Source organism: Microbulbifer agarilyticus (assembly GCF_020171345.1).
Lineage (GTDB): Bacteria > Pseudomonadota > Gammaproteobacteria > Pseudomonadales > Cellvibrionaceae > Microbulbifer > Microbulbifer agarilyticus_D.
In genome coordinates, this window is the sequence record NZ_JAIUZM010000005.1 from 1 (window position 1) to 19,232 (window position 19,232).

14 protein-coding genes, 1 rRNA gene and 1 pseudogene are annotated in these 19,232 nt (G+C 57.1%); 4 read left to right on the top strand and 12 right to left on the bottom strand.

Translation table 11 applies throughout. The annotated features are described in order from the left end of the window. A 5S ribosomal RNA gene (gene rrf / locus LCM31_RS14890) occupies nt 1-116 on the top strand. Nucleotides 117-858: 742 nt separating this feature from the next. Here rrf and LCM31_RS14895 read toward each other — a convergent pair. The 5 genes from LCM31_RS14895 to LCM31_RS14915 form a co-directional block, all read right to left on the bottom strand. Continuing rightward, nucleotides 859-1,575, bottom strand: a complete 717-nt coding sequence (locus tag LCM31_RS14895) for an outer membrane protein (protein WP_224871385.1) — start codon at nt 1,573-1,575, stop codon at nt 859-861. Nucleotides 1,576-1,674: 99 nt separating this feature from the next. Then, complete coding sequence (locus tag LCM31_RS14900) at nt 1,675-2,304, bottom strand: replication protein P (protein WP_224871387.1); 630 nt, start codon at nt 2,302-2,304, stop codon at nt 1,675-1,677. Continuing rightward, nucleotides 2,240-3,580 carry a DnaT-like ssDNA-binding domain-containing protein gene (locus tag LCM31_RS14905; RefSeq protein WP_224871389.1) on the bottom strand — a complete coding sequence of 447 codons (1,341 nt, stop codon included), beginning with the start codon at nt 3,578-3,580 and terminating at the stop codon, nt 2,240-2,242. The genes LCM31_RS14900 and LCM31_RS14905 overlap by 65 nt, the downstream gene beginning before the upstream one ends. Before the next feature lie 125 nt (nt 3,581-3,705). Beyond that, nucleotides 3,706-4,395, bottom strand: a complete 690-nt coding sequence (locus LCM31_RS14910; RefSeq protein ID WP_224871390.1) for a helix-turn-helix transcriptional regulator — start codon at nt 4,393-4,395, stop codon at nt 3,706-3,708. Then, complete coding sequence (locus LCM31_RS14915) at nt 4,392-5,621, bottom strand: MFS transporter (RefSeq protein WP_224871392.1); 1,230 nt, start codon at nt 5,619-5,621, stop codon at nt 4,392-4,394. Before LCM31_RS14915 ends, LCM31_RS14910 begins: the two co-directional genes overlap by 4 nt. A gap of 214 nt (nt 5,622-5,835) precedes the next feature. Here LCM31_RS14915 and LCM31_RS14920 point away from each other — a divergent pair, with 214 nt between their 5' ends. Both LCM31_RS14920 and LCM31_RS14925 read left to right on the top strand, forming a co-directional pair. Next, nucleotides 5,836-8,151, top strand: coding sequence for a heavy metal translocating P-type ATPase (locus LCM31_RS14920; RefSeq protein ID WP_224871394.1), 2,316 nt, complete (start codon nt 5,836-5,838; stop codon nt 8,149-8,151). Further along, on the top strand, nt 8,151-8,519 hold the full coding sequence (locus tag LCM31_RS14925; protein ID WP_224871396.1) for a cupredoxin domain-containing protein: 369 nt from the start codon (nt 8,151-8,153) through the stop codon (nt 8,517-8,519). The genes LCM31_RS14920 and LCM31_RS14925 overlap by 1 nt, the downstream gene beginning before the upstream one ends. 24 nt (nt 8,520-8,543) lie before the next feature. Here the strand turns inward: LCM31_RS14925 and LCM31_RS14930 are convergent, their stop codons facing one another. Continuing rightward, a complete protein-coding gene (locus LCM31_RS14930; protein ID WP_224871398.1) occupies nt 8,544-11,645 on the bottom strand; it encodes an efflux RND transporter permease subunit in 3,102 nt (1,033 codons plus the stop codon). Nucleotides 11,646-11,677: 32 nt separating this feature from the next. Then, nucleotides 11,678-12,772 carry an efflux RND transporter periplasmic adaptor subunit gene (locus LCM31_RS14935; protein ID WP_224871400.1) on the bottom strand — a complete coding sequence of 365 codons (1,095 nt, stop codon included), beginning with the start codon at nt 12,770-12,772 and terminating at the stop codon, nt 11,678-11,680. Between the two features lie 334 nt (nt 12,773-13,106). Here LCM31_RS14935 and LCM31_RS14940 point away from each other — a divergent pair, with 334 nt between their 5' ends. Continuing rightward, the gene (locus LCM31_RS14940) at nt 13,107-14,174 is read left to right on the top strand and encodes an AraC family transcriptional regulator (protein WP_224871402.1); all 1,068 of its coding nucleotides are present in this window, start codon (nt 13,107-13,109) and stop codon (nt 14,172-14,174) included. A 163-nt stretch (nt 14,175-14,337) separates the two neighbouring features. Here the strand turns inward: LCM31_RS14940 and LCM31_RS14945 are convergent, their stop codons facing one another. The 5 genes and pseudogenes from LCM31_RS14945 to LCM31_RS14965 form a co-directional block, all read right to left on the bottom strand. Next, nucleotides 14,338-15,144: a copper resistance protein B gene (locus LCM31_RS14945; RefSeq protein ID WP_224871405.1), complete on the bottom strand. Its 807-nt coding sequence runs from the start codon at nt 15,142-15,144 to the stop codon at nt 14,338-14,340. 14 nt (nt 15,145-15,158) lie between these two features. After that, nucleotides 15,159-16,959, bottom strand: a pseudogene (locus LCM31_RS14950) (copper resistance system multicopper oxidase). Between the two features lie 77 nt (nt 16,960-17,036). After that, entirely contained in the window at nt 17,037-17,597 is a 561-nt protein-coding gene (locus LCM31_RS14955) for a DUF411 domain-containing protein (RefSeq protein WP_224871407.1), read from the bottom strand. Between the two features lie 157 nt (nt 17,598-17,754). Then, nucleotides 17,755-18,162 (bottom strand): hypothetical protein, encoded by a 408-nt coding sequence (locus tag LCM31_RS14960; protein WP_224871409.1) that lies wholly within the window; start codon nt 18,160-18,162, stop codon nt 17,755-17,757. Nucleotides 18,163-18,297: 135 nt separating this feature from the next. Further along, nucleotides 18,298-19,017: a 4'-phosphopantetheinyl transferase family protein gene (locus tag LCM31_RS14965; RefSeq protein ID WP_224871411.1), complete on the bottom strand. Its 720-nt coding sequence runs from the start codon at nt 19,015-19,017 to the stop codon at nt 18,298-18,300. Nucleotides 19,018-19,232 lie beyond the last annotated feature (215 nt).

Genomic DNA, 19,232 nt, shown 5'->3' on the forward strand with positions numbered 1-19,232 from the left:
CCTGACGACCATAGAGTTGTGGAACCACCTGATCCCTTGCCGAACTCAGAAGTGAAACGCAACATCGCCGATGGTAGTGTGGGGATTCCCCATGTGAGAGTAGGTCATCGTCAGGCTTCTAAATACAAAAAAGGCCACCCCAAATGGGGTGGCCTTTTTTGTATTTAGGATACGATGAATTACTGCCACTACCACGCAGCGCAAAGCGCTGCCATGTGACAAGCCATGCACCGCAGGTGCAAAGCTTGGGGCGCCGAAAGGCGTCGCGCAGCGATGGCGAGCGCAGCTCGACACCCAGTGTAGGTCATCACCACCGCACCCCTTCCTCGCTCTAAGCCCCCTTAGATCCACACTTACTCGTCTATCCACAGGATAAAATTCAGTAGCCTTCAAGAAGGTTTATCCCCAATTTCCAATGGCGTTTTTTTAGCCGCCGCCGCAACCCCAATAACCACGCCGCTCCCATCGAATATCCCGTAGTTACCCACAACTCTGTCCAAGGTTTCTGTGTGTAACCGTCTGTGCATAACTCGTAAAAAGCGCGATAAATCAGTCATTAACTACTGTGTCTCCAGGCGTACCACAGAAGTGACAGGCAAACTATTTGTGGGAAAAGAAAACGGACAAACTACTCCTGCGGAAGAGTTAGAAAGGCACAAATTGGTGGGGAAGATTGCGCGAGGGTTGTGGAAAAATGGCGATGAAAAAATAGCCGAAAACGCGAGCCCAGCAACCACGGGGGCCTGCGCCGCTATTCAGGAGTTATCCCCAATGCTATCCAGTATTTCTGTGCACAAAGGGTAATACCCCGTCGCTGTGGATGGAATATTACCGTCAGGCAGTGCGCTAGGTTCCCGCTTAGAAGATGACGCTCCAGCCCAGTGATGCGGACTCCAACTGATACTCGCCTCTTGTTGTATCGCCACCTACTTCAGGAAATAGTTCCCACTCGGCGCGGATGGTCCAGCGATCGCGCAGTCGGTAGCTCACGCCGGCACCGTAGCCCCAGTGGAAGCCACTGGCACTTTCGTTGAACTCGCCCTCCACAGGGAAGGTCACGGCCTGCAGCGAGCCATCTTGGAGCTGTACCACCGCCAGGGTATCGCCGCGCTGCAGCGAGCGTATCTGGTTAAACCAGAAGCCACCGCCTATTTTGCCGAATACGCTGACCCCGGACCCACCCACCGGTAGATGGCTGACGAAAAAAGCATTCCCCATACGAGTCGTCACACGATCTTTTACAAACAGTTGGGGGAACTGTGGATTACTGATGGCAAAGTTTGAGGTTGCACTGGTGGTTTGTCGCAAATCGGCTTCTAGCGCGAAATAAGGGCTCCAGCGCCATCCGGCATAGAGCTTTGCACCTTCACCGCTGTCGCTGCAGTTGGAAAATGTCGCGAGTTGGTTGGAGCTATTCAGGCCGCTGACGAACGACTGTGAGTTTCCGCACACATCGTCGAGGGCCGTGCTCTGGATCGCTAGCCCGCCGTAGCGGTGAGAGTAAAAGTCTGCGTTTGCTGGGCTGCTGGCCAGCAATGAAAGGGGTACCACAAGCAGAAGGAGGAGCCTAACCATGGCGATACCTGCTCTGGAGAATGGAAATGGTGTTTTGTAGCGTCCCGGAACTTCCTGTCGGGACTCACTGCTACGCGACGGCGCAGCAGCTAGATCACATCATATTTTGAGTTGTGCGCGCAATTCCGCCAACTTCTTGGCATTTTCAGCTTTGGACAGAGGCTTGGCCGGCTGGTGCTCCAACTGAACCTGTTGCGGTGCCGGTAGGCTTTCGCCGGCGAGCAGGCGCTCACAAACCTTTTTGTAATGGCTGGCAAATACCGGGTAAGCGGAGGATTCCGGGTTATTGGCGAGGAAGAACCAGTCCGCTGCACGCCCCGCGTGGTACACCGCAGGATGGCTCCACTTCTGGTTGGCCTTGGGGCTCGGGGCGTTACAGGCCTCGCGATAGGCGGCACGCGGGTCCGGCAGGCCGTTTTCGCCTTCCGCACACAGCTGCAGCATCTTGTGCACAGTGGGCAGGTACTCACACTGCTTGACGGCACGCTTTGCGCCCGCGAGGATCTGCTCCGGTGAGAAGCCGGCGAGAGATTCCAGCCACAACCGCTTGGCTTGGTTCAGGGTCTGCACATCCTGGAAGGCCGAGTTAAATTGATTGTGATAACTCAGCTTGAGCAAACCGAACACCTCGTTAAGTGCCCGCTTGCGCGCTTCCAGTTCGGCGTTACCAGTTTGTGTCTGTGACGATGTCCCAGACTGATGTATCTCTGGTGCGTTGGTTGGCTGCATTCCCGGGCTCTTGTGGCTTGCCATGGTGTTGTCCTATCGCGAACTTGTTGCGCTCGGCCCACTGGTGACGGGCGTGACGTACGAAGACGGAATCCCAGCTTTTGCGTGCGGCACCCTGCTCACGCCAGTAGAGGCGGAATTCCGGTACCAGGCCAAGGGCAAATTCGCGGTCAATTTCACATTGATTCAAGAGGTGGCCAAGGCAGTCACTGGTCGGTTGCCAGTTGCGAGAAATCGGCTTGGCGACCGGGTTTTTCTCGATGCCCTGGCAGTAGTACGCCCACTCGGTGCGCGCATACTCGATAAACTGTTCTCCCCAGCGGGCACTGTGTCCACCGCGCTCGAGCCACTTGTAGATAAATTCGGGCAGTAATTCTGAAGCAAAACTGGGGTTGATGGCCAATCGACGCAGCTGTTCCCAGGTGTTCTCACTGGGCTGCCAGTCGCGCATCATTGGCTCGGGCTTCCGCTTCTCTATAAACGGTGTGTCCTGCTTCTCCCAGTCCTCGGTTACCCAGTCGTTAAACTCGAGATCCCAGGAAATGGATTGCTTGGCGCTGTTGCGATGGTACTCCACGAAACGCTGTAAGCAGCGCTGCACAAAGGTACTGGGGACGCCCTCATCGGAGAGTTTGCGCAGGGTATCTTCCCCCGGCCGCCAGTGGTCGGGCAGGGGTTGCTTGCGACCCTGCGTTGCCCGGTAAGACTCCCACTTGGTTTTTACCAGTTTCAGGAACAGGGAACCAAAGGAGTGTCTGCTTTCGCCGCGGTCGCGCCAATAGGTCACAAACTCTGGCAACTGTTCGCGCACAAAATGTTCCGGCACGCCCAGTTGCGCGATGCGCGCCATGGTTTCGCCATCCGGTTGCCAGCTGGGGGAAATGATATTCGCCGCCCGCTGTACCGGCATGTGCGGTACCGGGGACGGAGCTGGTGACGTCTGCTGTGCTTGCGTATTGCCGCGCGCTTGTCCCGCTGGCAGCGCGAACTTCAATACGGCACTACTGCCGTAGGGCGCGGCCCCCAACAATAGCGCGCCCTGATTGCGCAGACTCGTAGATACCCGCTGAATGTCATTGGGTTCCCAGAAAGGCAACAGCTGCTGCAGCTGCTCACCCTCTGCGGTATACCAGTCTCGGCCAGGATGTGACTCAACCGGCAAAAATGGTATCAGGTCGGTCAAGGCGCCAAGTAGCACCGCCTCCTCCAGGCCGAGCGTGGCGGCCAGAGTGGGGGATACTACAAGGGGACGTTCCGGAAGCAGGGGGTGTTTCATTCCGCGATGATACCACCCCGGGTCAAGTCACCGGGAGTAGAATTAGGTGTCTGTTTGGTCGGTCTACCGCCATCTACTTGGCGCCATTTCTCGCTTGCAGCAAGCGACCCGAGTGGGTCTTGCGGTTACGCCTGCTGCGATATTCGATAGGCGCAGCGACGTGCGCCATCCAGCAGATACTCGCAGCGCTCTACTTTTGCCGTAGGCAGGCATTGCCGAAAGATTTCCAGCTCTGAACGGCAGAAGCCCTGGCACTCTCGGGCGGCGGCACAGATTGGACAGTGGTTTTCTAACAGCAACCACACCCCGCGCTTTTCCTGTACCGCTTCGGCCATATATCCCTCCCGGCTACGGATTTCCGCGAGTTTATTTATCCGTGCGCCGAGGCTTTTACAGCTGGCCAGGGCCGACCCATATTCGGTCAGGGATTCCTTTTCACGCTGGTCGATCAAGGCATTTAGGCCCTGCTCACCAAAAATTTCCCGAACGTTGTCGATCAGTTTGACGGTCAGATCGCTGTGGCGATCGGGAAACCGCTGGTGAGCCTTTTCGGTCAATTCCCAGAAACTGGTGGGGCGGCCAACTTTCTCTGCCTTGTCAAAGCGCGCAAGTAGCTCATCCTTTGCCATACGATTCAGATGCTGGCGCGCACCGACCACTGAAATTTTCAGGTGCTCGGCGATTGTCGTCGCGGACTGGGCGCCGCGAGTCTTGAGAAAATAGAGGATTTGCTCGCGAGAATCCCCGGTGCTATCCGCAGCTTTCCCGGTGGTTTGGGCGGTAGTTTCCGCGGTCTTGGACTCAGAAATATTCAACGAGGGATCCCCTTCGCCGGCCAGTTATACGATGCGCGATGAAGTGCTGCGAACCAGATGGCACTAGCAAGGCATAAGGCGCCGCCGAGTACCAGGGTCCATTGGCTCCCCAGTAGTGCAAGCACACTGCCGAGCAGCGCAATGATGGTATTGGTCAGGCAAAAGTTTGCGGTCAGCAGACCCATCACTTTGCCCTGGCCGTACTGCTCAAAACGCTCGGACATAATTGCCGGGAAGACGCCATTCACGGTGGCGATACTGGCACCAATCAACGCGAACATCACAATTGCGCCCTGGCTGTTTGTGAGAGGCAGTAACGCCAGCAGAACACCCAGTAACAATGCGCCGTTAAATACCACGGGATTCGCGCCTAAGCGTTTCTTCAATGGCGGTACCGCCAACGCACTCATGGTAATCATTACCGAGGTAGCGACGACGGTATTCCACGCGATGTCGTGCGGCGCGTAACTAAACTTCTCCACCAGCCAAAACGGATAAAATTCGTAAAAGGCGTTTACCCCAAGACAGAACAGCAGGTTAAACAGCGCCAGAGCGCGAATCGACGGCTCTCGCCACAGGGTCAGCGAGTTTTCCGAGCGAACAAGTTGCAGCAGATTACCGCTTGCGCGCGCGGACGGCTTGTCCTTGGGTAAAAACAACTGCGACAGTAGAGCGCAGGCAATCACTGCCGCCGCACCGGCCCAAAACACCACGGCGGCTCCAAATACCGCCAAATAGCCACCACTCAGCGGCCCGAGTAGCCAGCCGGCATAGGCGCAGGACATTGCCAGTGACAAAGCGCGGGTGCGGTCGATAACTGGATGGAGGTCTGCAGCCATGGCACGGGCAATGGCGATGTTGCCCTCACACAAGCCGGTGACAAAGCGCGCGGCGATGAACAGCATAAAGTTTTGCCAGCTCAGTGCGAGTGCAGCCAATACGTAGCCCGCAGCTGCCAGAATCAAGGTGAGTACGAGAGTGCGGCGACGCCCAAACTGGTCGGACAGCGCGCCCAAAACGCTGCTGCCGATCAACAGGCCGATGGGAAATACGGCCAGTGCGACACCGAGTAGCAGTTTTGGTGGCAGCCCCATAAAGTGGGTTAACTCAGTAGCCGGCCCATCGAGAAACAGTGGCGCGAGTACCGGGTACGGGAGCGCGATACCGGCGGAGCCGATCAGGGTGACCAGCATCACGGTGATCAGCGTGGTCTTTGCGTTGTTCATGGATGCCCAAAATAAATAACGAATTTGTTTTTTATTAAGGTAGCAGCTTTCGCCAATAAAATAAGTATATGCTTTTTTATTGTGGTGATAGCGCCGCTCAATATGGTCGGTGTACACGTGCCTGACTTGCCCTTCCCCGGGGGGAAGCTTTTAGTATGCCCAGCTACATTGATTAACAGATCGACGATTAAGAGATCGACACAGGGAGAAACGCGTGGGAATCACGAAGGATGGCGCCCCGGCAAACAAGACGGCTGCCGCGTCCCAGACATTCCAGCTACACGGTGTGAGCTGCGCCGGGTGTGTGCGCAAGATAGAAAAAGCACTGGAAGGCGTTACTGGAGTAGACGAAGCCCGCGTAAACCTGGCTGATAAAACTCTGGTGATACAGGGCAGCGCCGAAACGGGTGCCTGTGTCCGTGCCGTGGAATCCGCCGGTTACGGTGCCGAGCCGGTCCAGGCTAGTGCCAGAGCGCTGCGCGAACAACAGCGCGAGGAGGAGCAGCACCACTATCACCATCTGCTGTGGCGGGCCGCGATTGCGCTGGGGCTCGGTATCCCGCTGATGGTATGGGGGCTGGTCACCGGTGAGATGGGTGTGAACAACACTTTTCAGCAATTTGCCTGGGGCAGCGTGGGTCTGGTCACACTGGCTGTACTGGTGTTTTGTGGCGGCCATTTCTATACGGGCGCCTGGCAGGCATTTCGTCATCATTCCGCCACCATGGACACCCTCGTTGCACTGGGTACCGGCACCGCCTGGCTATTTTCCATGTTGGTTGTACTGCTGCCACAGGTATTGCCGGAGAGCGCGCGGCACGTGTATTTCGAGGCCAGCGCAATGATCATTGGCCTGATCAACTTGGGGCAGGCGCTGGAAGTACGCGCGCGCGGGCGCACCGGCGCGGCCGTGGAAAAACTGCTGCAGCTGCAAGACAGCAGTGCCCGGGTACTGCGCGATGGCGCAGAGCTGGACATTCCTATCGAGCAGGTGCGCGTGGGCGACCAACTGCGCGTACGCCCCGGGGAAAAAATTTCCGTTGATGGGCGTGTGGTCGATGGCAGCAGCCTGGTGGACGAATCCATGCTCACCGGTGAACCGGTCCCGGTGAAAAAATCTGCGGGCGACCTGCTGACCGCCGGCACCCTGAATAAGAACGGCAGCCTGCTGTTTGCGGCGGAAAAAGTCGGCGCCGATACCCGTTTGGCACAAATCATTCAGATGGTAAAAAACGCCCAGAGCTCTCGGGTGCCCATTGCGCGTCTCGCGGACATTATTTCTGCGATCTTTGTGCCTGCGGTAATGATCATCGCCGTTGTCGCCGCGTTGGTCTGGTTCAATTGGGGGCCAGACCCGAAAGTAGCGCACATGCTGGTGGTACTGACCTCGGTACTGATTATTGCCTGCCCCTGTGCTCTCGGCTTGGCCACGCCCATGTCGGTGATGGTGGGGGTGGGCAAGGGCGCGGAAAACGGCGTACTGGTACGCAACGGCAAAGCGCTGCAGCAGGCCACGGATCTAAACGCATTGTTGGTGGACAAAACCGGAACGCTTACCGAAGGCGCGCCAAAGCTGACCGATATCGCAAGCAATGGCGATGCCGATGCGCTTCTGCAAAAGCTGGCGAGTTTGGAGAGTCACTCCGAGCACCCGCTGGGGGAGGCGATTGTCACTGCGGCAAAACAAAAGCCGCTTTCTTTGAGCCCGGTTGCTGACTTTGAGGCAATCACGGCTCACGGTGTAAAAGGAAATGTGGACGGTGCCACTATTCTGCTCGGCAACAGCAAGCTGATGCAGCGCGAAGGCGTGGCGATCGGCGAGTGGCAACAGAAATCCGACGCCCTCTCCAGGCAGGGCAAGACCGCGATGTACACAGCGGTAGACGGCGAGCTTACCGGCGTGATCGCGGTGGCCGACCCAATTCGGGAAGATGCGGCTGCGGCGGTACAACGCCTCAAGCAACTGGGGCTGCGCATAGAGATGCTCACCGGTGACAATGCCGCTACCGCCAACGCCGTTGCCAAACAGCTGGGTATTGAACATGTGCATGCGGAGTTGTTGCCGGAAGACAAGGAAAAGATTGTCGTTGCGCAGCAAAAAGAAGGTGCCAAGGTGGGTATGGCGGGCGATGGCATTAACGATGCCCCGGCGCTGGCGCGCGCCGATGTGGGCTTTGCCATTGGTGCCGGTACCGATGTGGCCATCGAGTCGGCGGATATCACGCTGATGCGCTCTTCGCTGCACGGTGTCGCCGACGCGGTGGAGTTATCTCGCGCAACTCTACGCAACATTAAACAGAATTTGTTCGGCGCGTTTATCTATAACACGCTGGGTATTCCTATTGCCGCAGGCGTACTTTATCCGGTAACCGGTATGTTATTGAGCCCGGTAATTGCTGGTGCGGCGATGGCTTTCTCTTCGGTGACCGTGGTAACGAATGCCAATCGACTGCGCCTGTTTAAGCCAACGCGAGTTGCTGCAGGACAGGTTGAACACACGAATAATTCCATCGGCGGGGGAGATAGCTAATGGCAACGTTGCTGATTAACTTGCTAGGGCTGATCGCCATTGCGGCAATCGTATGGTGGTTCTGGATTGCCCCAAGAAAACAACGTTCGGCCTCTATCGGCGCGGATGCGCAGATGCAGGTGCTGGTCAAGGATGGGGTCTATTCACCGGACCGTATCCGGGTGCCGGCGAATGAGAAAACCGTGCTGCATTTTTTGCGTGAGGACCCTAGTCCCTGCGCGGAATGGGTGCTGTTCCCCGACCTCGAGGTGAGCGCACAACTGGGGGTGGATCAGTTAACCGAGATAGTCGTGCACCCCAAACAAGCCGGGGAATATCCATTCCACTGCCAGATGCAAATGTATCGCGGCACACTCATTGTTGAGTGAGCCGCGAACTCGACGCAAATGGCGTTATGCAGGCTCCGGCTCTTTGCGTTCGATCACCGAGGTGGCATTAGGCTGTACTTCCACCATCAACTCGTCTGCACGCACCTTGTGGAAAATGGCATAGAACACTGGTACCGCAATCAGCGTCAGCACCGTTGCGAAGCTCAGACCGCCAATGATGGTCGCGGCCATATCCGCAAAGAAGGCATCAAACAATAGGGGCGACATACCGAGAATCGTCGTTACCGCGGCGAGGAATACCGGGCGCAAACGACTGACACTCGCCTGCTGGATCGCGGTCAGGCGTGGCAGGCCGGCGTGAGTCTGGACTTCAATTTCGTCCACCAGTACCACGGCATTCTTAATCAGCATGCCCGACAAACTGAGTACCCCGAGCAAGGACATAAAGCCGAACGGCAAGCCGCTTACCAGCAGGCCGACCACCACCCCTACCAGGCTCATGGGTACAACCAGCCAGATAATAATGGGCTCTTTGACGGTACCGAACAGCAGCACCGTAATCACGATCATCACCAGGAAACTGAGTGGCAGACGGGCACCGAGGTTTTCCTGGGCATCGCCGGATTGCTCGAACACACCACCGATTTCTATGCGGTAGCCAGGTGGGAGGGAAAGGTCTTCGTACCCATCCAAAATCTGCGCAGATGCGGCCATGGCATTCATGCCCGCGGGGGCGTCGCCACTAATGGTAATCGTCGGGATTCGATTGCGACGGTGAATCAGGCCATCTTCCGCAGTGGTTTCAAATTTTTCCACCAACTGTCCTGCGGGAATATAGTCGCGTTGGTTTGCACTCCATACTAACCGGTCTTCCAGAGATCCGACTTGGTTGCGATCGGCCTCCGGCAGGCGAGCAACGACCGGAATAATGCGGTCACCACTTTCAATACTGCCGAGCCGGTAGCCGGAAGTCGCAAACTGGATGGTGCGGCTGATATCCGCACTGGTGACACCGGCAACCCGGGCACGCTCATCGAGGATATGTGCGCGAATTACCGGTTCGCGCCCGCGCCAATCGTGGTTCACGTTATCCAGACCTTTTTCGAGAAAAATAGGTTTGATTTGTTCGGCGAGTGCACGCAACACTACATGGTCCGGTCCGGAGATTCGTACCTGCACATCCGGCACATTGCCGGGCCCGAAGGCCAGGCGTTTGAAGGTGATCAGAGCTTCGGGATGCTGCTCGCGCAGCGCAAGCTTCGCACTCTCGATCAATTGCGGGATCTGTTCGCGGTCATGGGTGCGCACAATCAGCTGGCCGTAGGCAGCGTTGGGCGCATCCGGGGCATAGGTCAGCATAAAGCGGTCGGCACCGCGCCCGGCGACCGCGGTTACCCACTCTACTTCCTTCTGCCCTTCGAAATACTCACCGGCTTCCTGTAGCGCGCGATCCGTGCGATTGATATCGCTGCCTTGCGGCATGTGATAGTTCACAAAGAACATCGGTGTATTGGAGCTCGGGAAAAAGCTCTGCTTCACGAAGCCGAAGGCAAAGTAACTGGTCGCGGTTACCGCAACCAGTATGGCAACGGTGATACGGCGGTGGGCCAGCGCGCGTGACAGTACGCCTTCATACATGCGGTAGAACTTGCCGTTGTAGAGGTCGTCGCTGTTGGTCTGTCCACTGGGCTTGAACAGATGGTTGCCCACAAACGGGGTGATGGTTACCGCAAGAACCCAGCTCAGCAACAACGAGATGCCAATCACCGCAAACAGCGAGAACAGGAATTCACCAGTGCTGTCCGGAGACAGGCCAATACCCGAGAACGCCATGATGCCAATAATGGTGGCGCCGAGTAGCGGCCAGAATGCCTGGCGCACGATACGGGCGGCGGCGCTTTTTGGTTGCTGGTTTTTCTGGACGCCGATCAGCATTCCTTCCGCAACCACGATGGCGTTATCCACCAGCATACCCATGGCGATAATCAGCGCGCCCAGGGAAATCCGCTGCAGGTTGATCTCAAACAGGTTCATAAACAGCAGGGTGCCGAGTACCGTCAAGCCGAGAACGGTGCCCACCACCACGCCGGAGCGCCAGCCCATAAACAGGCACAGCACTAAAATTACAATGGCCACGGAAGACAGCAGGTTGAACAGGAAACCGTCCACACTCTCTTCCACTACCGTATGCTGTGCATACACTGGGTGCAGCTCCACACCCAGCGGCAGGCCCTGCTTCAATTGCGCAAGCTTCGCTTCCACCGCTTTGCCCACGTCCACAATATTGGTGTCCAGGTTCCCGGCGACACCGATCAGGATTGCGGGCTGGCCATTGAAGCGGGCGATAAAGCTCGGGCTTTCATCATAGGAAAGGGAAACGTCGGCTACGTCCTGCACCGCGAGCAGGGCGGTGGAGCCGGGTACGCCGAACAGAATATTGCGCACCGAATCCAGGTCGGTTGCCTGACTGTTGACGGTAATGCGGGTGCGCAGGTCGCGGTCGCCGACTTCGCCGGATTGCTCGGTGCTGGTTTCCGAGGTGATCACCTGAGACAAATCGTCGAGGGAAAATCCGAGCTGTGCCAATCGGGTTTCATCGACATCGAGATAGGCGACTTCATCGACCACGCCAGAGCGGGAAACGCGCGCGACGCCGTCCACCGCGAGTAGTTCGCGACGTACAACCTTGGAAATATCGCGCATTTCCGATGGGGTAAAGTTTTCACCCGTCATCGCAAAATAGATACCGTACACATCGCCAAAGTCGTCGTTCACGACGGGAGGCAGTGCACCTTTGGGCAGCGAAGCGCGGGCGTCACTCACCTTGCGACGCAGTTCATCCCATATTTGTGGCAGGTCTTCGGAAAGGTATTCATCCTTGATCTCAACATTGATTTCCGAAAGCCCGGTACGAGATGTTGAGGTAATTCGCTTGAGTTGCGCCATTTGCTGGATGGCGACTTCAAGCTTTTCCGTAACTTCTTCTTCGACCTGGCGCGCACTTGCGCCCGGGTAAGTGGTGAATACCCGCGCCTGCTTAATGGTGAATGCGGGGTCTTCCAGTCGGCCTATATCGGACAGGCCCCAAAGCCCACCCAGTAAAAAGATAAGAATCAGGGTCCAGCTGTAAACCGGACGCTCAATAAACAAATCAGATATCTTCACGAAGCTCTCCGAATACTGCGTTAACCGAGGGCTTAGAGTCCGGCCTGTGCGTCAACAGTCGCACGTTGCAGGTAGTTGCGCACCAGCGCGCCTTCATACAGGTGTTGGCCGCCTGCTGCCACCAGTTGCATGTTGGCCTGCAGGCCAGACATCACCTGCACCAGTTCGCCATCGGTGCGTCCCAGTTCAACAGCGGTCTGCGTCACGCGTTGTTCCTCATTGATGCGCCACACAAAGGGCGCGCCCTCTGCATTGGTCTGCACTGCAGAAAGCGGGATACGCAGGGTGCCGTTGGCAGCATTGAGCTTCAGGTTTACACGCGCGGTCATGCCGGGGTAGATCTGTACCTGCTGCGGGCGCGGCATGCCCAGTTCGACCAGATAGGTCTGGGTGACCTTATTGGCTTCCGCTTGCAGTTCGCGGTATTCGAGGGCGAATTCCTCACCTGGCAGGAATTCAAAAGTCGCTGTAACACTATCTACTTGCTTCCGGTCGATGGTTGCCAACAAGTTTTCCGGCACTGAGATCTGGATGCGCACCTCGGAAATATCCTGCAGGCGCACGATACCCTCACCGGATTTAACATTGGTGTGGTTTTCTACGAGGCGCTTGGTCACGATCGCATCGAAAGGTGCCCGCAGAGTGGCGTAGGAGAGCTGCTGCTGTGCGTTTTCCAGAGTGACCTTGGCCAGGTCGTAATTGCTCTCGGCTTCGTCCAGGGCCTGCACGGAAATAATTTTTCGCTCGGCGAGGGATCTCTGGCGTTCGAGTGTCTTTTCCAGCAGTTCAACACGCACTTTGGCTTCTCTGACCTGTCGGCGGTAGTCGCGATCATCCAGGGCGCCAATAACCGTGCCCTTGGAAATGACCTGGCCTTCCTGCATGGAAAACTTTCCCAACTTGCCGCCTACCTGGAATGACATATCCAGCGCCTGCACGGCTTTAACCTGCCCGGCGAAGTGGCGCACTCCCGCAGTACCACTGTTGCTCACCTGGGCCACTTTTACCGGCCACTGGCGCTCTTTCTGCTCGCCATCGTCCTTTGTATTGCCACAGCCCGCGAGGCTGGTGGTCGCGGCGAAAAACAACACTAGGGAAAGGGATCGGAAATTACCGGTCAGGGTCATAGTCAATATCCATGGAAATCATTGGGTGGTGGCCGGTTGGCCGAAATGCTTGACCATCCCGGGTCCATGCCGGGACTGGCAGATGTGCGCAGTCTATGGGGGGGAGGCACTGATAGGAATAGACGAACCTGTCCAAATATGGACAATTATATTGCGTGGTAATTAATGGCTGTGTGATGTGAGAGTGCGGTTCCACTAAAAATTACCGCTGGCGGGCAGAATACCCTACATATATTGGGGAAAACTATATTTTGGAGTCGGAAAACCTATGGCCGAAGCACCAGATTCTATTAACCAAGCTGCCAATTTATGGAGAATAGTGTCCGGTGGGGTAGTGGATGACTCGGCTGTCAGCAGCGCCATGACTTACCTGAGTTATCAGAGCAGCGGTATCGCCGAGGACCTGTTGCCACAGTGGTCCGGGGAACGCTTGCGTGAGTTGTTTCTCAAACAGCCGAGTGCAGAGGAATTTATTGCGCGTTGGCGCGGGAAATTTGTGCCAGAAGTGACCCTGCAGCCATCGGAGTTGGTAACTTTTATAAATGAGTTTCTCGCCGCGCATCAGCATATTGATGATTACTTTGAGTCCCTGACTATTTTTGGACAAAGTCGCCGCACACGCGGCGGCCTGGGGGACTTTCTGGTGCGGCGCCCGCCGGGGAGCAGTAACAACTGGGGATTGCTGTTTACCACGGAAGGCCGGGGCACATTTAATTGTGTCCGTCAGCAGTTTGTTGCCCGTCCCGGCGATATGGTGCTGTTGGCGCCGGGCGCGCTCTACGAATTTCACCGTCACCTGGATGAAGAGCGTTGGAATACCTTTTGGCTGTACTGCAAGCCTGCGGAAAAGGTGATGAATCTGATGAACTGGCAGGAACTCGGTCCGTATATTTATCACCAAGCGGTGTCTGCTGCTGAGATGCCGAGAATCCAGGGCATCTTTCAGCAGCTGTTTGAGCTTGAGTCACCGGCGGAGCCGCTTGCGCAGGCGGTGGTCGAAAACCTCGCGGAACAACTATTTTTGCGCAGCTTCCAGTACGCGCAACGTGCGGGTGGCATCATTGTGGATAGCCGGGTGAAAAGGGCACTCGGATATATCAGTGACCACCTGTACGAAGATTTCTCCATTCAGGATGTGGCCGAAGCATCCAGTCTGTCCCGCGCGCGTTTGTCCAAATTGTTCAAGGCATATACCGGGCGCAGTATTTTGCAGTGGCGGGATGAACGGCGTATGTCCGATGCCTGTCAGGCGCTGGCAAAGAATGTGGGGAACGTGCAGGCGGTGGCGGAAGCGGTTGGCTATGACGACCCGCTGTATTTCTCCCGCAAGTTTCACCAGATTGTGGGGATGAGCCCGCGGCAATATCTACAGGATCGGCGTGGTCAGCTCCCGGGGGCATGACCCGGCGTCGGGTGAGATATCAGGCGCGGGTCAGGCACGAAGGCCCCGCGCTGACCCATTACTGGTGGCGGGGCGAAGAAAATGCCGGCGATGCTATCGCGTCGGTGGCAGAAGTGCAGGTCGGTAATTAACGCACGGGCACTATTTAGTACCTGGTCAGTACCTAGAACCAGGCGTGCAGCCCGATAACCCAGGTGGTTTCATCGATATGCTCATCGGCGTCGCGCAGGAAGTCTGCGGTACTACCAAAGTTTTTCTCATAGTTCACACCGATATAGGGCGCGAACTTCGGAGTGAACTCGTAGCGCAGGCGCAGTCCCGCTTCGATATCAGAGAGCCCGGAGCCGGTGCGGGTTGTCGGGTCGTTCTGTCCATAAAAATTGACCTCGACCTCCGGGCTGAGAATCCACTTTTGCGAGAATAGTATTTCGTACTCGGCTTCCAGTCGCAGGGCGGTGTCGCCGTGGTCGCCGATAAACAGCGCGGTATCGACCTCAAAGAAATAGGGCGCGAGTCCGTGCAAGCCGATGGTTCCCCACGTCTTGCTGTCGCCGCCCTGTAGCTTGAAATCGTGTCGCACGCCCAATTGCAGATCCCAGTAAGGTGCCACGGCGCGGCTGTACAGTGCCTGTAGTTCTGCGTCGGCAGTTTCTCCCTCCTCCCGTTCCACTTCCGTTTTCAACCACAGTTTATTCAGGTCGCCGCCAAACCAAAGGCTGCCTTCCAGAGCGCTACCTTCATGTTGGCGGGCCTCCAGTTGATCGATGGTGACCTTGGTGAGCAATACCTCGTGATTCATTACATGCTCAGGGTGATGGGGCTGGTATGTGGGCGCGGACTCGACCGCATGTGCAGGCTCCGGATCTGAATGACCGTGGTGCTCGTGCTGGTGCATTTGTGCACTGGCATGGGAGATTGACGTCGTTAGCGCTGCACAGGCGACGCCGATTTGCTTGGTGATTTTTTTCATTCTGTGTGCCTCCCTTAAACCAAGCGCACTTCGCGGAACATGCCCGGCATGTGGTAGAGCAAGTGACAGTGGTAGGCCCAGCGGCCGTACGCGTCGGCAGTGACCAGATAGCTGATGGTGGAGCCCGGTTGCACCAGTACCGTGTGTTTGCGCGGAATGTACTCCGGGTCACCGGTTTCCAGCTCACTCCACATACCGTGCAAATGAATGGGGTGGGTCATCATGGTGTCGTTCACCAGGGTCACCCGCAGTCGCTCACCGTATTTGAAAATCAGCGGCTCGGCGTCGCTGAACTTGATGCCGTTAACGGACCACATATAGCGCTCCATATTGCCGGTCAGGTGCAGCTGAATTTCCCGTTCCGGCTGGCGGCGGTCGAGGGTGGGGGTGAGATTGCGGATATCGCCATAAGTTAGCACTTTGCGCCCATAGCGCTGTTGGTGATCACGCAGGCCGATACCCGGGTCGTGCAAGCCGTTGGCGGGCATGGACGCGCGCATGTCCACACCAGGGCCATATTCCGAGGGCAAATGTTCCACTGGCGCGTTGCTGCCGTACCCGGCTAGGCCGAGATCGGTGGTGTTGCCCGGCATCTGGTGCCCCGCGTGCTGGCTGTGATCCATACCCTCCATGTTGTGTGCACTGTGATCCATACCCTTATGCATGTCTTGGTGCATGCTGTGCCCACTGTGGTTTCCGCCGTGATCCATGCCGGGCATGTCACCCATGGCGTGCGCCGAATGGTCCATGCCCATATCGCGGTGGGTGAGCACCGGGGCGTAATCCATTGCCGGTACCTTGGCCTGCAGGCGCGGATCGGAAGTGAGGGTGCCGCGGGCGTAACCAGAGCGGTCAATGGTCTGGGCAAACAGGGTATAGGCAGTATCCTGTTCCGGCTCTACGATGACGTCGTAGGTTTCTGCCACACCGATGCGGAATTCGTCCACGGTCACCGGTTCGATGTTCTGGCCGTCACTCGCCACGACGGTCATTTTCAGTCCGGGAATCCGGATGTCGAAAATCGACATGGCGGCGCCGTTGATAAAGCGCAGGCGAATTTTTTCGCCGCGTTTGAACAGGGCGGTCCAGTTGGCATCCGGCGTCTGGCCATTCATCAGGTAGGTGTAGGTGTAGCCAGTGACGTCGGCGATGTCGCGGTCCGACATACGCATCTCGTTCCACATCTTGCGGTCGCGCCATGTCTGGCTAACACCCTTCTGGCGAATCTCCTCCCACAGATCGCCCACCGTGCGGCGACGACGGTTGTAATAGTGCCCTTCCTTTTTCAGGGTGGCGTAAATGTCCTGTGGGGATTGGTCGCTCCAGTCGGTGAGTAGCACCACATAGTCGCGGTCGTAGGCCACCGGGTCCGGTTCGGCTGGGTCGATTACGATGGCGCCGTAATGACCGCGCTGCTCTTGGAAATCGGAGTGGCTGTGATACCAGTAGGTGCCGCTCTGTTTCAGCGGGAACTGGTAGGTGAAGGTTTCCCCGGGGCGGATACCATCAAAACTCAAGCCAGGCACGCCATCCATATTGCTGGGCAGGATCAGGCCATGCCAGTGAATGGAGCAGGTGGTTGGTGACATTGATGGTGACGGTGTCGCCCTCTTTCCAGCGCAATACCGGCGCGGGCACCGTGCCGTTTACCGCCACGGCGGTGCGCGGGCGGCCGGTAAAGTTTACCGGCAGGTAATTCACGTGCAGGTCAAACTGGTTACCGCGCAACTCGGCCGGTAATGGGTTGCTTACTTGCGGAGCTTCGGCACTGGCCGGTAGTCCGGTGAGGGCGGCGCCGCCGGCCAGGCCAGACATCGCACCGGTGACAAATCGGCGCCGGGAAATCGGCGCGACCAATGGGGACGAATCAAGATACTTGTTCACGGCGTGCCTCAAAATTGCTGCTGGGCATTTTCAATACGCGCATACACGCCGTGACTGCCATCTTTGTGTAGCAGAAGAATCTCGTAGGGCGTGAAGCGGTCGCCCACCTCCATGCCCGGACTGCCCAGTGGCATTGCCGGTACCGCGAGGCCGCGCGCATTGGCTGGTGGATTCTGCAGGAACTGGCGGACAAACTTCGCCGGCACATGACCCTCGAACACAAAATTGTTTTCGGACACGCTGGTGTGACAAGACTGGAACTGCGGCGCGATACCGAAGCGCTCCTTGATGCCGTTCAGGTCATCGACGTTTTGCGCATCCACCGCAAAACCTTGCTGGTTGGCGTGGTCCACCCACAATTGGCAGCAGCCACAGGTAGCGGACTTATAGGTGGTGAGGGCGATGGCTTCACCCTTTGCTGCATCAATGGCTCCACTGCTGTGGGTCTCACTCTCCACTGGTTCGCTGCAGGCACTCAGGGCTAACAGGGTGAAAGCCCCGAACAGCAGGGCGAGGGCGGATGACTTGCTGTTGCGTAATAGGTGCATGGCACTGTTTATCATCTTCATGATCTCTTTCATATTCGGGTGCGCAGGTCGCATAGCGGTGCAATGACCGAAACACAGCGATGCGCCGTTTGCGTTGGTAATTTTTAAGCGAGTGTCCGGGTAAGCGAGCGTTAGGTGGGATGGAAAATACGCCAGGTTCGGGCGTACCTATCCCGTATCAGGCAGTAATCGGCGGGCGAATAGCGGATTCCGGTGCAGGGGTGGAATCCAGTGGACGGTAGGCCGTCACCGAGCGGGCAAAGGAATGAAATTCCGCCACTGGCACTGAAGCGGGAATGCAATTTGCGCAGTGACCGGGGCAGCAGGCGCAGCTGCCATCGCAATCAGTGTGCGAGCTCGGTTTGGTATGAGTGTCGGTATGCGACTTGTTATCCGATGTGGCGCATTGCCCATGGCTGCAGCTTGCATCCTGCTCGGCAGTGCCTGCAATTACGTGCGTGGTCGCTTGATGATGGCCGTCCTCCCCGTGTTGCTCGTTCTCCGACCCACCACAGTGCATAGCCGCCGTCTCGCCGGTGATGGCGAGCAGCGCGAGTAGCAGCAGGGTTTTCAGAACATTGAACATGGTTTGGCGCAATCTGGTATTTTGGGTGAGCGGTTAGTGCCCGCTCTTGGCGAAGATGGTATGGGCTTGGGCCTTCGCGCGCAAGCGTGTCTGGCGACGCGCTTCAACTGAGGGAATCATGTCCCAAAATGCGCCTCAGTCGGGCAGTCCACGGGAAATCTGTTCCGCGCTGATCTCGCTCAGCACCGGATCCTGCCCGGCCAGGGCCATATGCAAATGGTTGCCGTCCAGCAGGGGCAGCATCAGGTAATTGAACTGCCAGGGAGCCTCGCTATCGGCCATGGCGGCATCCAGGTGGACACCCTCGCCCAGATGGAAACCCGCCAGGTTGATCCGTCCGAGTCCTTCGGAAATGCCGGTACCGCGCGCCTTGAAGAAGGCCTCTTTCATGGTCCACAAGCGGTAGAAATGCACCGGGAGCAATTCTGGCGGCGCATTGTCCAGCAGCGCGCATTCGTCAGAATGAAAATAGTGACGAGCTATGCGTAGAAAGTCCCGGGGTTTTCGGGGCTGTTCGATATCAATGCCTACCGGCGCCTCACAGGAAACGGATAGGGCGACCCACTGGCCACTGTGGCTGAGGCTGAAATGCAATTCCGGTACGTCGTCGAAAAGCGGTTTGCCATTGCTGTTCTTACTGAAATTCAGTGCTTCTGGCGCCCGATCGGTAATCCTTCCCAAAACCTTTCGTAACAGAATGCGGCTCAACAAGTATTGGTGGCGCGCCTCGTCCCCTTTATGGCGGATTAGACGGTTTTGTTCATGATCACTTAGGATTTTTTGCTGGGCTGTCAGGGCCGGGCTGCCCTGCGCCAAATCGTCGGTGTGCACTAGCCAAATGGCGGGTAAAGTCATGTGGGACAAAATTCTAGGTTTGTGACTTCATCCTAATAGTTCGCAGATGGCCTCGCCAGTGCTTTGTATGCAGACGGTGAATTTGTTAGGTTACGCCAACCTATTGCGGGTGGCGGCTCATGTAGCGTGTTGCCGTAATAGCGCTTTGTCCTCGAATAGAGCGTTACCCGGGACGTTGTTTTAACGATGGTTTTCAACGCACAAGCAAGCAAAGT

Excerpts from the sequence above, each read along its gene's own strand:
- LCM31_RS14945 (WP_224871405.1), bottom strand. The coding sequence starts at position 15,144 with ATGAAAAAAATCACCAAGCAAATCGGCGTCGCCTGTGCAGCGCTAACG.
- LCM31_RS14915 (WP_224871392.1), bottom strand. The coding sequence starts at position 5,621 with ATGAACAACGCAAAGACCACGCTGATCACCGTGATGCTGGTCACCCTG.
- LCM31_RS14965 (WP_224871411.1), bottom strand. The coding sequence starts at position 19,017 with ATGACTTTACCCGCCATTTGGCTAGTGCACACCGACGATTTGGCGCAG.
- LCM31_RS14925 (WP_224871396.1), top strand. The coding sequence starts at position 8,151 with ATGGCAACGTTGCTGATTAACTTGCTAGGGCTGATCGCCATTGCGGCA.
- LCM31_RS14900 (WP_224871387.1), bottom strand. The coding sequence starts at position 2,304 with ATGCAGCCAACCAACGCACCAGAGATACATCAGTCTGGGACATCGTCA.
- LCM31_RS14895 (WP_224871385.1), bottom strand. The coding sequence starts at position 1,575 with ATGGTTAGGCTCCTCCTTCTGCTTGTGGTACCCCTTTCATTGCTGGCC.
- LCM31_RS14960 (WP_224871409.1), bottom strand. The coding sequence starts at position 18,162 with ATGTTCAATGTTCTGAAAACCCTGCTGCTACTCGCGCTGCTCGCCATC.
- LCM31_RS14955 (WP_224871407.1), bottom strand. The coding sequence starts at position 17,597 with ATGAAGATGATAAACAGTGCCATGCACCTATTACGCAACAGCAAGTCA.
- LCM31_RS14935 (WP_224871400.1), bottom strand. The coding sequence starts at position 12,772 with ATGACCCTGACCGGTAATTTCCGATCCCTTTCCCTAGTGTTGTTTTTC.
- LCM31_RS14905 (WP_224871389.1), bottom strand. The coding sequence starts at position 3,580 with ATGAAACACCCCCTGCTTCCGGAACGTCCCCTTGTAGTATCCCCCACT.